Below are 14,920 nucleotides of genomic sequence, written 5' to 3' on the forward strand. Positions count from 1 at the left end.
TAAAAATGAGATATGTTGTGCAAAAATAATAACATATGACAATGGATGTAAGAAACGGACAGTGTACTTTGAGAACCCAGGTACTTATAATCAAGATATCAAATATAGAAAGGATGAAAGAAATGAAAGGAGAAAGTAAGGCAAAGCAATATAGAAAAAGTGTCTGGTGTGAATTCTGGAAACAGCGTTCCCTGCAGATATTTGTTCTGGCAGGTATTGTCTATATTCTGATTTTTAATTACATTCCGATGTTTGGATTAGTGATAGGATTTAAAGATTATAAGATTACCAGCGGTATAGCCGGTATGATTTCCAGTCCGTGGGTGGGATTTAAACATTTTACGGAATTTTTTACGGACTATAAATTTGTAGAACTGATGAGAAATACTCTGGTGTTAAGTATTTTGAAACTAATTTGCAGCTTCCCCATACCGATTATATTTGCAATCATGTTAAATGAAGTAAGACATGAGGGTGCAAAGAAGTTCATACAGACCATCAGCTATCTGCCATACTTTATTTCCTGGGTCATTGTGGCCGGACTGTTGAGAATTATCGCATCTGACAGTGGAATTATTAACGACATTCTTTTAAGCGCGGGACTCATAGCAACTCCTTTGGAATTTCTGACGAGTCCCAAATTTTTTTACGGGATGTGTATCTTGACTGCGATCTGGAAGGATACCGGATGGTGGACCATTATATTTCTGGCAGCGATCACAGGGGTTGATCCCACCATGTATGAAGCGGCTTCCATTGACGGTGCCACAAGAATCCAGAAAATGAAGTACATTACATTCCCAAGTATTTCAGGTACGGTGACGGTTGTATTAATTCTTGCATTGGGTAATCTGCTGGGAGGAGGTTTAAGCGGCTCCAACTTCGAACAAAGCTATTTGCTGGGCAACGCCGGCAATCGGGAGGTTGCAGATATTATTCAGACTTATGTCATGCGTATTGGCTTATCCCAGGGCCGCTACTCCTATGCTACTGCAGTGGGAATGCTCCAATCTGTTATTTCCGTAATGCTGGTTTATTCAAGCAACTTTATATCAAAGAAAATATCCGGCGACGGATTATTCTGACAGGAGGTTAAGGAATGAAGGCGGAAAGAAAAAAGAAGAAAAAGAGCGTTCAGGATATGGTTTTGGATGCGGCGATCGTTGTAGTGATGGTATTTGTGGTATTTTCCTGTCTATACCCGTTTTTACTTGCGGTTATCATGTCGTTTAATGAAGGGATTGACGCTTTGAAAGGCGGTATTTATTTCTGGCCGAGAAAACTGACCTTTGAAAATTATAATTCCCTTTTCAAGGACCCGGTATGGGGAAACGCGTTTTTGGTGACGTTTGGAAGAACTGTAATCGGAACGACCCTGACGGTATTATTTACTTTGTTTGTTTCCTATGGATTATCCCATAAAGATTTAGTATTCCGCAAATTTTATTTTAGTTTTTTTATTTTTGCAATGTACTTCTCCGGAGGTGTAATTCCATATTACATATTGCTAAGGTCTCTGCATCTGTTGAATAAGTTCTGGGTCTATGTGGTGCCTGGCTGCCTGAGTCTGTTTTATATTCTGGTGGCAACCTCCTTTTTCCAGGGTATTCCTGAGGAAATTGCCGAATCGGCAAAATTGGACGGTGCAGGGGAACTGAAGATTTTCAGAAGTCTGATCCTGCCTCTGTCAAAGCCGATCATGGCGACAATTGCTATATTTACTTCGGTAGGGCATTGGAACAACTGGTATGATTCCGCATTCTTTGCAACTTCAAATAAAGGGCTCCGTACCATGGCATACTTAATGACTGCAATCATTAATCAGTCTTCAACGCAAAATACGGCAGCTGATGCCGCTATGGCAGCAGGGGTCAGAACCACCACTACATTATCCATTCAGCTGGCTGCTATGGTGATAGCAGTATTGCCCATTCTCTGTGTGTATCCTTTCTTTCAGAGATATTTTGTAACCGGCCTTACCGTTGGTGCAGTAAAGTCATAGAGAAGTGCAGGGGAAAAAAGATTTTTCCGGTATTCTGCCGGTGCAAATAAATCAAAAAAGAGAAGGAGAGTAGGTATGAAAAAAAATGTTTACAAACTAACAGCGTTGATCATGGCAGCCCTCATGACAACAGCCAGTTTCACCGGATGCGTAAGCAGCAGGGACAGCAAAAACAACCGTACGGACGAAAGCAAAGCCAATATGACAGGTGAGAATGGCAGCCAGGGGAAGGATGACGGTAATGTAACCGGGGATAACAAGTGGATGATTGGGGATCCGGAGAATCCTACGGAGCTCACGGTATTTTTAAACCATACATGGTACCCGATCGAGGATTTCACGGGAATCATTCCGGAGGAAATCACAAAACGTACGGGCATTAAGTTAAAGCCTGTCCGGGCAACAGATTATACTCAGTTGGGTGTACTCGCATCTTCCGGAGAACTCCCCGACTTAATTTTTACCAGCCAGATGATGGACACGCTTTCTGATCCGGATATTTGTTATTCCTATAATGAGCTGATAGATAAATATAATTTGGATTGGGAAGTTCCCGGTGAATTGATTACCAATGCAAAATGTTATTCTCCTGACGAAAATTACTATTTTATTCTGTCCCATACAGCCACCAATAAGGATTGGCAGAAAACCAAGGCTGTACCCATGGTGGCTACCCTGCTCTACCGCTATGATATGCTGGAGCAGCTGGATAATCCGCAGATCAACACGCTGGATGACTTATACAAGGTTTACGACATGGTAAAGGAAAAATGGCCAGGTGTAACACCTATGAATTTTTCTTCTGAGACATGGTGGCTGGATCCGTTTAAACAGTGGAGCGGCTGCACCTTACAGTATTTTATAATGGATGGACCCGATGACAAGTGCCGTATCGCGGCAAAGACCGACGAGTTTAAGGACTACTTGAAGAATTGTAATTATATGTATCAGAAAGGATACTTCAACGCAGATAACTTTGCCTGGAACTCTGCTCAGGCAAGTGCGGATATTTGCAGCGGAAAGGCATTTTCTACCGTAGGAAGCACACAATATGGTCCCGGCTCTTACAACTCCATTTATGATACAGTGCCGGATGCAGAGCTTCGGGAGATGAAGCCGCTTTCTGACTATCCGCTGATCAATACTGAGATCGGATGGGCCGCTACCTTTATCACCAAGAACAACAAGCATCCGGAGGAATCCGTCCGTTTCATGCAGTTTTTATTCTCAGAGGAAGGACAGAAGTTAACCCAGTGGGGACGGGAAGGCAAGGAGTATACTTTAAATGCATCCGGTTTTCCTGAATTCAGCAAAGAGTGGAAACAGTCGGTTGAGGACAATACCAACTCCACGATTTATAATCCATGGTTCTATTTTGGCGGTTCCAAAATTCTTGAAGCAGAATCCCGCTGCGCCAATGAGCCGGAGAGCTTCCAGGAAACCAACAATCTGATCCGTGAATCCTACATCAATGAACCGTGGTATGCCTATGCAGCGCCCAAGGTGAATGATGGGGATTGGAAGGTGCTGTATGACAAGATGATGGATGAAGTGAAAACCGGGCAGGTTAAAGTGATTCTTTCTGCAGATGATGCAGAATTTGAACGGAATTATCAGGAGTTCATCAACAGGCTGGATTCCATTCATGTAGATTCCCTGGCTGAGTTCATGACTCCAAGATTAAGTGAGGCGATGAAACTGTACGCTGATCAGCAATAAACCGGGCTCAGATCAATAGTTCATAAGGTAGGGGGACACTTGAAAGCATATTCATTCTATGCAGAAGCGGCCCCCTTTCTGCAGAAATGGAGGAATAGGGGATATGATTCAGATTCTTACGTACAACTGGCGTTGGGGAGAACAGTGGATTCCCCGTGGAACCTGGTTTACCTATGCACCTGCATTAAAGAAGTCGCGTTAAACGGATGGACAAAAGGCTAAAAGAAAGGTTTAGATATAACAATGGATAATCAGAAAAAGCTGTCGAGAATCGTCTTGGGAATCGCACTTCCCCTGGCTCTGCAAAGTTTGCTGGGGTATATGGTCAATCTGCTGGATACCGTGATGATAGGGCGCATGGGAACCGGCGAGCTATCTGCCGTATCCCAGGCTAATCAGATCTTTTTTATTGTATCAATGGCCATTCCGGGAATTGCGGACGGTGCCAATGTGCTGATTTCCCAGGCATGGGGAAATCACGATACGGAACGGATCCATAAGGTTCTGGCATATGCTTACCGGACGGCAGTTGGATTTATTATAATATTAACGGCAATTGTGGCTTTGTTCCCGGAAACGGTCATGAACATTTATACCAATGACCCGTTGGTCATCGAACTGGGGGCCAGATATTTAAGAATCGTGGTATGGTCCTATATGCTCTATGCGCTGTCAGGGATGACTACCGGAGTTTTAAGGTCCGTCCGAATCGTAAAGATAGCCATGTATTCTTCTCTTGTATCACTGGTGTTAAAGACTGTCATGAACTGGCTCCTGATAGGCGGTAAACTGGGATTTCCGGCACTAGGAATAGAAGGAGCTGCTTTAGCCACCCTGATTGCAAGAACCGGGGAGTTCCTGTTAGTGATGGTGTTCGTATACTGGAAGGAAGACAAACTTCAGATTCGTCTGAAAAAGATGCGGAAGCTGGAGGGCGGCCTGGGAAGGCTTTATTTTAAAACCAGCATTCCGGTGATCTGCAATGAAGTATTCTGGGCTTTCGGTGTATCGGCTCAGGCCATTGTACTGGGAAGAATGGGAACGGATGTGATTGCAGCCAATAGCATTTGCTCTGCGATTACTCAGCTTACGGCGGTACTGTTTCATGGGATTTCATCGGCGGCTTGTGTCATTGTAGGAAATACCATTGGTTCAGGAGAGCGGGAACAGCTGGATGAACTAAAAAAATATTTTCAAAAATATACAGCGGTTTTCGGAACGATAGCAGGAGGTCTTGTGCTTCTTGCAATTCCGCTGGTGCCATTTCTGTATCACATAGACGGTATCACGCTGACCTATTGCAGGCAGCTTATGATGATAACAGCCATCATAACTCCTTTCCAGGCGGTTCAGAGTACGAACATGATGGGAGTACTGAGGGGAGGCGGAGACGTTCATTTTCAGATGCTGAACGATATGATATTTCTGTGGGGGGTAACGGTTCCCCTGGGATTCCTGACGGGAATGTATTTGCAGGCACCCATCATGGTGGTAGGCATCTGCTTAAAGTGTGACCAGGTAATCAAGGTATTTACTAGCGAGTGGCGGCTTCGAACTGGGAAATGGGTCCACGATATGACTGGGAATTGAGAAAGGCGGTAGTGAAATGAAAACAGAAAAGAGCTGCATTGCAATTGATGCAGGCGGAACTAAGATGCTGGTTGCGGAGGTGGCATCGGACGGGACAGTGCTGAATGGAAAGCGCTACCCTACTGGAAGGATCAATCAGCGCGAGCTGGTGAAACGAATGATTGCTAATGTGAAAGATTATGAGGAAAGCTTTGGCTGGGCCTATGGAAATCAGCCGGTCCTGATGGGAATCGGCATTGTGGGTAACCTGGATATCAAGCATGGAATCTGGAATTTTATTGACCATGAATTTGTTGAACCGACTCCGCTGGCAGCCATCATGAAGGAGGAATTCGGCGTAACCTGTTACATTGACAATGATGTGAAGGCCGCCACCATTGCAGAGTGTGTGTTCGGTGGAGCGAAGGACTGCAGAGATATGATTTACATTAATGTAGGAACAGGTCTTGCTGCGGGAACGGTATCAAACGGCAGGGTTATCCGCGGCGCGGATAATTATGCGGGGGAAATTGGGTACATGAATTTTAATATGGGGAAGGGACCGCATTTAGAGGGCATTGCTTCCGGCATAGGGTTAAATCAAAGAAGAAAGGAACTTCTGTCGGAATATCCGGATTCCCCGCTTCGGGAAAGAGAAAATGAGGTGATATCAGGCCAGATGGTATTTGAACTGGCAAAGGACGGGGATGCCCTGTCTCAAAGGATGCTTGAAGAAGCGGTTGAAACGGTGGCTCTGCTGATTGAAAACATGAGCTGTGTGACCGCTCCGGAAACAGTAATTCTTGGCGGAGGCCTGGTAGCAGATGGATGGTTAGCGGCTCGTATCTGTGAGCGGGTCAAGGATAAAGTGAAGACTCGGATCCTTAAGGGAATCCATCTTTCCTCCCTGAATCCAAATTATACCGGGCTGTTGGGGGCAGCCGCGGTCGGACTGGGGTATCAGAAGGTTTTTTAAGGAGGAAGAGCAAATCTGCTTTAACATCAAAAGGTATAAATAAAACAAATATACAGGCAGAAAGGAGCAGCATTATGGTAACATTATTGGATTGCATTGAGAGGATTCCCTCCATTATGGAGGATATTTTAAAAAAGAGAGAGGAAAGACTGGCGCCTTTGACAGAGTATCTGGGTGAAAAGGTAATGAAGCTGGATGAGGTGGTATTCATCGGATCAGGGACTTCCAATACCGCTGCCCTGACCTCCCAGCTCTTTGTAGAAAAGGCGGCCGGATTACGGGTAAAAGTATGCTACCCAAATGATTTTATGGGAGAGGGACATATTTGGAATCCTAACGCCCTTCATGTATTTACTTCCCAGACAGGAACCTCCAAGGGGACGGCAGATATTCAAAGGAAGCTGCTGACGGAAGGATGTATTTGCGCCAGCATCACAGAATCGGAAGAGACTCCGCTGGCAAAGGAATCTGCAGCACATATTGTGATGGGCTGCGGGAAAGAGGAATACGGCATGAGAACCATCGGTTATTGCGCCAGCATATTGACTCATATGCTGATGGGAATGAAGCTGGGCTTAATTCGTGGACATCTGACGAAGGAGCAGTATGATGTATATCTGGCACAGGCAGGACAGGTCCCGGACAGCAGAAGAGTCATTACCAAGCAGGCGGCCCAGTGGTTCCAGATAAATAAAAGGCAGATTATGCGCTCTGCCTGTGTGATCTTTACCGGTTCGGGAAGTCTTTATGGGGTGTCCCTGGAGGCAGCCATCAAGTTCTGGGAGATGCCGCAGGTGATTTCCGCGGGATATGAACTGGAAGAAGGAATGCACGGACCGAATTATGGCTATAACAGCAACCACTGTGTAGTGATATTTAATGATGGAATCCGTGATGTGGAGAAATCCCTTTCCCTGGCGCGGTTTATGAAGGAAGTGCATCACAACGGCCTTGTGGCCGGTGGAACCGTGGCAGATGAAAAGGATCTGCTTCTGGACCTCAAGAGCGGTGACTTCAACTGCCTGGAGGTGTGCGCGGTACCTCAGATTATGGCATACTATCTGACCGTGGATGGCGGGCGTGACCTTACGAAGCCCAATAATCACAGTGATATGAACCGGTACTTTATGACACATCAGGAAAAGCACTGATAAAACAAGGGGGTTACAGGAAGATGGATCAAGTGTTTGAGAAAGAGCTGCGGGAATCCGGGTATCTCCATAGACCGCTTCCGCTTCATACGGAAAAGTCTCTGGAAGCGGAAATGGAGAATAAAACGGTCCTGGCGGCAAATGATATCTGGAAGGAAGGGATGAAGAAACCGGTACATACAGGAATCGGAACAGTAACCATAGAGGCTGGAAAGGGGAAGGAGGGAGGAGCTTCCCTGCGTATTGCCGCTCCCACCGCTCATGATATCTGGACTTACGGTTCTCCCGACTGGGAGAACGGGGAAGAGAAGGAGGTTTATCATGCCATGCTGCGTTTTCCTGCAGACAGGGAAAACTGGGAACAGTACAACCGTATTTCCTTCTGGGTGAAACCGGATTCCCCAGGAAGCCGGGCAGTGCATTTAAGATGCTACCTGTGTAATGAGGGAGAGCATCCGGTACCGGATGCTTATCACAGAGAGGGCCAGTTTCTGGCCAATCTGGTAAACCATGAATGGAACCATGTTATCTGGGAGTGTGCACTTTTACCAAAGGATTGTGTGACGGAATTTGCCATTAAGATGGATGCAGATGGACAGGATACATCCACCGGTGATTTCTTTCAATATGACTTTGACCAGATCCGGATGGAATCAATCCCGGAGCCGGAGCTGGAAAAAGGCTGGGAATGCCAGAGAGGACGTATTTCCTATTCTATGTCTGGCTATCACAATTCAGGAAAGAAGATAGCGATCATAAACCCACAGGATTTAAAGCCGGATGAAATCACAAGATTTCAGGTACTGGACGGGGAAGGACGGGTAGTGCTGGGGCAGGAGGCCAGGGCGTTATCGGAACGGACGGGAAACTATGGGATCCTGGATTTTTCTGAAATAACGGAGCCGGGGCAGTACCGGGTGGTGTATGGCGGATTGTCCACCGGAAGTTTTAGGATAGGGCCGGATGTGATGGAAGAAGCTGTCTGGAAGGTGCTGAACTTTATTTATTGCGAAAGGTGCGGCTATCCGATTCCGGGCAAGCATGGACAATGCCATATGGATGTGATCGCAAAGCATAAGGGACTGATTATGCCCTATGGCGGCGGCTGGCATGATGCTGGAGATATGTCACAGCAGTCCTTACAGACGGCTGAGGTCATGCAGGTGCTGTTTGAACTGGCAGAGCATAGGAAGGACGACTCCCTGCTTTATCAGAGATTAATGGAGGAAGCACTGTGGGGATTGGAATTTACTTTGAAGACCCGCTTTGGGGATGGATACCGTGCCAGCAGCGTGGGGCTTGGCATGTGGACCGGCGGTTTGATCGGAGACAGGGATGATGTGGAAACCCGTGTGCATAATCAGGCATTTCAGAACTTTTTCTGCGGGGCAGCAGAAGCCTATGCGGCGATTGCCTTGAAAGATTATGATGCAGATCTGGCATGGAAATGCGGCCAGGCAGCGAAGGAGGACTACCAGTTTGCCAAGGCAAGATTTGAAGAGTTTGGAATGGAGCTGCCAATTATGTGGGAGCATACATTAAACAGCGGCAAGTCTCAGTATTATGCGGCAGCCGCCTGGGCAGCAGCCAATATCTATCAGGCTACCTGCGATGAAGCCTATATTCAGGAAGCGGAGAATTGGGGTGCCAGGCTGATGGCCTGTCAGGAAGCAGGTACGGAGGGAGTTCCCATGAAGGGGTTCTTTTACCGTGATGAACTCCACAAGACGATGGTACATTTTACCCATCAGGGCAGAGACCATTCCTTTGTGCAGGCACTGGAAGCACTATGCCGGGCACTGCCGGATTCAGAAAATAGGACGAAGTGGGAAGCGTCCATGGGTCTTTATGGGGAATACTTAAAAGAACTCAGCCGGATGGCAGCGCCTTACGGAATGCTTCCGGCGGGGCTTCACTCCATAAAGGAAGCGGAGGATGAAGAAACCTTCAAGCTCCTGCACCTGCAGGTGGAGTTTTCAAAGGAACAGGAGAATTACAGGGAGCAGTTAAAATCAGGAATAGACTTGGGCGGCGGCTACTACGTAAGGATGTTTCCGGTATGGTTTTCATTCCGGGGGAACAGTGCCATACATCTGGGGATGGGAAAAGCAGCAGCACTGCTGGGAAATTATTTTAAAGACAGGGAACTTGCGGATATTGCAAGAGAACAGCTTTACTGGGTATCCGGTAAAAATCCATTCTGCCAATCCCTGATGTACGGCGAAGGGGAACGGTACGCGCAGCAGGATGCCAATTACCCGGGTGAGATGACAGGTGAGGTTCCGGTAGGGGTCCAGACAATGGAAAATGAAGATATTCCATACTGGCCGGCAGGTAACAACGCTACCTATAAAGAGGTATGGCTGACTCCGGCGGGCAGATGGCTTTCGATCATGGCGAGCCTGTAAACATACTGGGACAGTGGTAAGCTTATGCTTTAAATTCGAATATAGGCTCTCATGGCATTAAGCCATGAGAGCCTAATGTTATTTGGAGGGATACAAGAAATAAACGTTATCATTAATCTTCAGCTTTGATAAATTTTTATTGACAAAGAGGCGGAGCATAGAATATAATAAACAAAACTTATAAAACATATAGAATTACTATGTTATTAAAAGGGGGCGGAAGCTATTGCAACTTGTTCTGACATATTTTTCCAATCATTTCTCTGACTATATCCTATTGGTAAGGGAACATATCTTAATTAGCCTCAGTACCGTTATCCTGGCGATGATCATCGCCATTCCTCTAGGGATTCTGTGCAACTCCAGCGATTTCCTTTACAAGGGAGTCAAGGGGCTTTTCGGAACTCTGCGTATTGTACCAAGCCTGGCTATTCTGGTGCTGTTCATACCTATAGTAGGAACCGGAATGAAACTTGCCGTCCTGGCGTTGACAATTTTAGCAATCCCTCCCATCCTGATCAATACTGCACTTGCCTTTCGTACACTGCCTGAAGCTGTGCTGGAGACAGCCCTGGGAATGGGTATGGGAGCATGGCGGACTTTTTTTATCGTAAAATTACCACTGGCTTTTCCGCTTATTTTTGCAGGAGTTAAAACCGCTGTTGTCGAAGTAATCGCAAGCGCTACCCTTGCGGCTTATATCGGAGCGGGGGGACTGGGAAGCCTGATATTTACAGGGCTGGGACTGATGAGAACGGATCTGCTGCTGATCGGTGGCGTTTCTGTGGGAATCCTTTCGCTGCTTTCGGGATATCTTCTTAACCGATTGGATCATAGGATCACAAAATATAAAACGGTAAATAACTAGGAGGAAACTATCATGAAACATTCAGTTTTGAAAAGGGTATCTTTATTTTTAATTTTGACATTCGTCATCTCTATGGCCGCAGGCTGCTCTTCCCAGAAATCCGGTGATGCCGGTTCTGCTGATCAGAAGGCGATCAAAATAGGAACAAAGAATTTTACGGAAAATTTAATTTTGGGCGAGATTTACGCACTGGCTTTGGAAGACAAAGGCTTTAAAGTGGAACGGGTATTCGATATTGCAAGTTCTGTGGTACATACATCTTTGGTAAATGGTGATATAGATCTCTACCCTGAGTATACGGGGACCGGCTTATTAGCCGTGTTGAAGCTTCCGTTGGAAACGGATCCTCAAAAAGTTTATGACATCGTAAAGGAAGAGTATGGGAAAAAATTCAATGTAGTCTGGTTGAATTATGCACAAGCAAATGACGGTCAGGGGTTGGTGATCACCACGGAAGCTTCGGAGAAATATGGAATCAAAACCATTTCGGATCTTCAGAAGAATGCAACCAAGTTAAGATTCGCTTCTCAGGGAGAATTTGATATAAGGGAAGACGGCATTCCCGCATTGGAGGCTGTATATGGGAAATTTGACTGGGCTTCCTCCAAGGTATACGATAACTCACTGAAGTATGAAGTTCTGGCAGCGGGAGAAGCCGATGTGGCTCCGGCATCAACAACAGAAGGAAATTTGATTGATCCCAAGTTCACCCTGTTAGAGGATGACAAAGCGGTCTGGCCGCCTTACAACATCGCTCCTGTAGTCAGAAAAGAGGTCTTGGACGCAAATCCTGATATCGCGGAAATCCTCAATGCCGTAAACTCTAAGATCGATATCAAGACCATTACAGAACTGAATGCCGAGGTGGATGTGAATAAGAGGGAATATGAAGAAGTAGGAAAGGAATTCTATGATTCCATTAAATAACGGCGGAGGCAGAAGATATGAAGAACCTTGTATTCATAAAGAAATTTCAAATTCCGGAAGCTGCATATTCCAATTTAGATAAATTATTTACACCAGAGGAGATAGATTTTGTAAGCCGGATGGAACAGAAGGTTTTTTCGGAAGAAGATGTGAGAGCCATGGGCTTTTCCGATCCTAAGGGCTTTTTGGAGAACAGTTATAAAAGAGGTATTGTGTCTCTGGCGGATGAAGAAAAAGGGACATTCCGGGTATCGGATTTTTATAACAGACTTGATATCTTTTCCGTATCGGAAACGGAAACCTATCGAAGCTTTTCCAAAGAAGACAGAGAGGCTCTGGACGAGTGGTATTTCGATGCCTACTGCAGCGGATTGGATCCGGACCCGGACCGTCCCCCTACGGCGGATGAAGTAATGCCATTGGATGAGGTGCTTGATTTCATCGATAAACAGGAGCGGCCGGTTTATCTTAATTACTGCGATTGCAGAAGCTTGCGGGGAGACTGCGGTTTACCCACAAAGACCTGTATTACCTATAAAAACGGCATAAACTCCTTTGCACACCGGGGCCTGTCAGAACAGATCGATAAGGAGAAGGCGAAGGAAATCGTAAGGAAGGCCGATCAGGCAGGGCTGATGCATACGGTAAATCCCAACGGGATCTGCAATTGCTGCGGAGACTGCTGCTACCTGTTTCGAGGCCAGAAGAAAAGAAACAGTCTGGGAATCTGGCCTAAGGCCTCATATATTATCAACTTCGACCGATCAAAGTGCATCCAATGCGGCAAGTGCGTCAAACGCTGCAGCTTTGAAGTATTTTATAAAGAAGGGGAAATCCAAAAGGATGCATCAAAATGTGTTGGCTGCGGGGTCTGCGTCCAGAGCTGCCCTGTAAATGCGTTGTCGCTGAAAGGAAGATAAGGTTATGGCTATTGCTGTTGAATTTATAAATGTCAATAAACGGTTTCCCAAGGCAAACTATAATGCGTTGGAAAATGTGAATTTAAGCATTGAGGAAGGAGAACTTATCACAATACTGGGAACCTCGGGCTGCGGAAAAACCACGCTGTTAAAAATGATAAACCGTATCTTTGAACCCGACAGCGGTGAGATCAGGCTATTTGGCAGCAGTATCAAAGATATGGACCCTGTCAAGCTGAGAAGAGGGATCGGCTATGTCATCCAGCAGATCGGACTTTTCCCTCATATGACCATTTATAATAATATCGCCACTGTTCCCAAGATTCTCGGGTGGGAAAAAAAGCGGATCGACGACAGGATTGAAGAGCTTTTCCATCTGGTGAATCTGGAGGCGAAGGAGTTTAAAGCCCGCTATCCCGCACAGCTTTCCGGCGGACAGCAGCAAAGAATCGGGCTGGCAAGAGCGCTGGCGGGAGATCCGGCAGTAATGCTCTTTGACGAACCTTTTGGTGCCATTGATGCAATCAATCGGGAGAATCTTCAGGATGAACTTCTTAAAATCCATGAGAAATCGAAAAAGACGTTTCTTTTTGTAACCCATGATATCAATGAAGCCTTTAAGCTGGGCACACGGGTACTGATCATGGATAGAGGAAAGGTGAAACAATTCGATTCGCCAAAAGAGATCACAGCCCATCCTGCTGATGAGTTTGTTGAGGCTTTGATCAGGACCGCCGGAAAGAACTATATTCTTTCGGATAGGGGAGGGATTTGATGATAGCCTACTTAAGTACATATCAGGAGAAATTACTGACCGCTTTGGTGCAGCACTTACAGATCGTAGGTATCACACTGCTTATTTCCATCCTGTTGGCTTTTGCCATCACCCTGCTGAGCATTCGGTCAGAGCGGCTGGTAAATGCGGCAATCCAGATTTTCAGTGTCATCTATTCCATTCCCAGCCTTGCGCTCTTTGCAATGCTCATTCCGATTATGGGTATCGGCAGAAATACGGCGATCTTTGTTCTGGTGCTTTATAACCAGTTTCTTTTGCTCCGCAATATCATGGCGGGACTAAAGGGGGTGGATGAGCCGGTTCTGGAAGCAGCTATGGGAATGGGAATGAACCAGTGGCAGATTTTATATAAGGTGAAGCTGCCTCTTGCACTGCCCGTAATTATGGCTGGAATTCATCTGGCGATCATATCTACGATCGGTATCGCAACCATAGCCGCCACCATCAATGCCGGCGGTTTAGGTACCATACTGTTTGACGGGCTTCGTACAATGAATACTTATAAAATCCTTTGGGGCACGATCTTTTGCGCCGGTATCGCATGGACGGCTGATGTGCTGCTTCAGATGATTGAATCAATATTATATAAGAAGGTGGGATTTAAACATGAGCTATGAAGCATACAAAGACAGTTCTCTCGGCTTTACGACCAGGCAGCTCCATGCAGGATATAACCCGGGAGAGCATTACCGTTCGAAAGCGGTACCGATTTATCATACTGCAGCTTTTGAACTGGGGGATTTTGACCGCTGCACCAGGCTTTTTGACTATTCGGAGGAAGGGCATTCCTATGTGAGATTTTCCAATCCCACGAATGATGTGCTTGAAAAAAGAATAACATCATTGGAGGGCGGAAGTGCAGCTCTTTCCCTAAGTTCCGGTATGGCAGCCATTTCCAATACATTTTTGAATCTTGCAACAGCGGGGGATGAGATTGCGGCGGTTCAGACTTTATACGGCGGGAGCACTACCCTGCTGAATAAAATCCTGCCCGAATACGGAATCACGGGCAGGTTCATAGAGGACGAAAACGATATTGAATCCTATAAACGGGCTATCAATGAGAAAACAAAAGCCATTTATATCGAGAGCCTCGGAAATCCCGGTATGAATATCGTAGATATCGAGGCCATTGCAAATCTTGCCCATGAAAACGGAATTCCCCTGGTCATTGACAATACCTTCGCAACTCCTTATCTCATCAAGGCTTTCGACTACGGCGCCGACATTTTATGCTATTCCGCTACGAAATATCTGGCGGGTCATGGCACCATCATCGTGGGGCTTGTGGTGGAAAAGGGAGGCTTTGATTGGCATAACGGAAAATTCCCTCAGTTTGATTCTTTTTATGAAGAGTATAAGGACTCGATCGGAGAGGAAGAGCTGAGAAAAAACATCTTTACCAAGAGGCTCCGCATCCGGTATCTGACGGACTTCGGATCCCATCTCAGCCCGACCAATGCCTTTTATCTTCTGCAGGGTATGGAAACCCTGTCCCTTCGCATGGAACGCCATGTGGAAAATGCGCTGAAGGTGGCACAATTCTTAGAAAGCCATCCGCAGATTCTGCAGGTATCCTATCCA

13 protein-coding genes are annotated in these 14,920 nt (G+C 46.1%); all 13 read left to right on the forward strand.

Annotation, left to right across the window (positions count from 1 at the left end; all coding sequences use genetic code 11):
* Positions 1 to 122 precede the first annotated feature (122 nt).
* A complete protein-coding gene (locus tag RT269_RS22505; RefSeq protein WP_313185975.1) occupies positions 123 to 1,085 on the forward strand; it encodes an ABC transporter permease in 963 nt (320 codons plus the stop codon).
* A 14-nt stretch (positions 1,086 to 1,099) separates the two neighbouring features.
* Positions 1,100 to 2,002 carry a carbohydrate ABC transporter permease gene (locus tag RT269_RS22510; protein ID WP_313185977.1) on the forward strand — a complete coding sequence of 301 codons (903 nt, stop codon included), beginning with the start codon at positions 1,100 to 1,102 and terminating at the stop codon, positions 2,000 to 2,002.
* 75 nt (positions 2,003 to 2,077) lie between these two features.
* Positions 2,078 to 3,721 carry an extracellular solute-binding protein gene (locus tag RT269_RS22515; protein WP_313185979.1) on the forward strand — a complete coding sequence of 548 codons (1,644 nt, stop codon included), beginning with the start codon at positions 2,078 to 2,080 and terminating at the stop codon, positions 3,719 to 3,721.
* Between the two features lie 243 nt (positions 3,722 to 3,964).
* Positions 3,965 to 5,311 carry an MATE family efflux transporter gene (locus RT269_RS22520; protein WP_313185981.1) on the forward strand — a complete coding sequence of 449 codons (1,347 nt, stop codon included), beginning with the start codon at positions 3,965 to 3,967 and terminating at the stop codon, positions 5,309 to 5,311.
* A gap of 16 nt (positions 5,312 to 5,327) precedes the next feature.
* Positions 5,328 to 6,266 (forward strand): ROK family protein, encoded by a 939-nt coding sequence (locus RT269_RS22525; protein WP_313185983.1) that lies wholly within the window; start codon positions 5,328 to 5,330, stop codon positions 6,264 to 6,266.
* A 74-nt stretch (positions 6,267 to 6,340) separates the two neighbouring features.
* The gene (locus RT269_RS22530; RefSeq protein ID WP_313185985.1) at positions 6,341 to 7,417 is read left to right on the forward strand and encodes an SIS domain-containing protein; all 1,077 of its coding nucleotides are present in this window, start codon (positions 6,341 to 6,343) and stop codon (positions 7,415 to 7,417) included.
* Between the two features lie 23 nt (positions 7,418 to 7,440).
* Positions 7,441 to 9,825, forward strand: a complete 2,385-nt coding sequence (locus RT269_RS22535; RefSeq protein ID WP_313185986.1) for a glycoside hydrolase family 9 protein — start codon at positions 7,441 to 7,443, stop codon at positions 9,823 to 9,825.
* A gap of 226 nt (positions 9,826 to 10,051) precedes the next feature.
* Positions 10,052 to 10,693, forward strand: a complete 642-nt coding sequence (locus RT269_RS22540; RefSeq protein ID WP_313185988.1) for an ABC transporter permease — start codon at positions 10,052 to 10,054, stop codon at positions 10,691 to 10,693.
* Positions 10,694 to 10,705: 12 nt separating this feature from the next.
* Positions 10,706 to 11,620, forward strand: a complete 915-nt coding sequence (locus RT269_RS22545; RefSeq protein ID WP_331664216.1) for a glycine betaine ABC transporter substrate-binding protein — start codon at positions 10,706 to 10,708, stop codon at positions 11,618 to 11,620.
* A 17-nt stretch (positions 11,621 to 11,637) separates the two neighbouring features.
* Positions 11,638 to 12,540, forward strand: coding sequence for an ATP-binding protein (locus RT269_RS22550; RefSeq protein WP_313185990.1), 903 nt, complete (start codon positions 11,638 to 11,640; stop codon positions 12,538 to 12,540).
* 4 nt (positions 12,541 to 12,544) lie between these two features.
* The gene (locus tag RT269_RS22555) at positions 12,545 to 13,315 is read left to right on the forward strand and encodes an ABC transporter ATP-binding protein (RefSeq protein ID WP_313185992.1); all 771 of its coding nucleotides are present in this window, start codon (positions 12,545 to 12,547) and stop codon (positions 13,313 to 13,315) included.
* Complete coding sequence (locus RT269_RS22560; RefSeq protein ID WP_313185994.1) at positions 13,315 to 13,953, forward strand: ABC transporter permease; 639 nt, start codon at positions 13,315 to 13,317, stop codon at positions 13,951 to 13,953. Before RT269_RS22555 ends, RT269_RS22560 begins: the two co-directional genes overlap by 1 nt.
* The coding region (locus RT269_RS22565) for an aminotransferase class I/II-fold pyridoxal phosphate-dependent enzyme (protein ID WP_313185996.1) at positions 13,943 to 14,920 on the forward strand (978 nt) is incomplete at its 3' end. The genes RT269_RS22560 and RT269_RS22565, both read left to right, overlap by 11 nt.

This window comes from Lacrimispora sp. (assembly GCF_032078915.1).
In the GTDB taxonomy this organism is placed as follows: domain Bacteria; phylum Bacillota; class Clostridia; order Lachnospirales; family Lachnospiraceae; genus Lacrimispora.

What these genes read in the sequence shown, in the direction of transcription:
- RT269_RS22530 (WP_313185985.1), top strand. Translation starts at nt 6,341, where the DNA reads ATGGTAACATTATTGGATTGCATTGAGAGGATTCCCTCCATTATGGAG.
- RT269_RS22535 (WP_313185986.1), top strand. Translation starts at nt 7,441, where the DNA reads ATGGATCAAGTGTTTGAGAAAGAGCTGCGGGAATCCGGGTATCTCCAT.
- RT269_RS22545 (WP_331664216.1), top strand. Translation starts at nt 10,706, where the DNA reads ATGAAACATTCAGTTTTGAAAAGGGTATCTTTATTTTTAATTTTGACA.
- RT269_RS22515 (WP_313185979.1), top strand. Translation starts at nt 2,078, where the DNA reads ATGAAAAAAAATGTTTACAAACTAACAGCGTTGATCATGGCAGCCCTC.
- RT269_RS22520 (WP_313185981.1), top strand. Translation starts at nt 3,965, where the DNA reads ATGGATAATCAGAAAAAGCTGTCGAGAATCGTCTTGGGAATCGCACTT.
- RT269_RS22555 (WP_313185992.1), top strand. Translation starts at nt 12,545, where the DNA reads ATGGCTATTGCTGTTGAATTTATAAATGTCAATAAACGGTTTCCCAAG.
- RT269_RS22505 (WP_313185975.1), top strand. Translation starts at nt 123, where the DNA reads ATGAAAGGAGAAAGTAAGGCAAAGCAATATAGAAAAAGTGTCTGGTGT.
- RT269_RS22560 (WP_313185994.1), top strand. Translation starts at nt 13,315, where the DNA reads ATGATAGCCTACTTAAGTACATATCAGGAGAAATTACTGACCGCTTTG.
- RT269_RS22525 (WP_313185983.1), top strand. Translation starts at nt 5,328, where the DNA reads ATGAAAACAGAAAAGAGCTGCATTGCAATTGATGCAGGCGGAACTAAG.
- RT269_RS22510 (WP_313185977.1), top strand. Translation starts at nt 1,100, where the DNA reads ATGAAGGCGGAAAGAAAAAAGAAGAAAAAGAGCGTTCAGGATATGGTT.
- RT269_RS22550 (WP_313185990.1), top strand. Translation starts at nt 11,638, where the DNA reads ATGAAGAACCTTGTATTCATAAAGAAATTTCAAATTCCGGAAGCTGCA.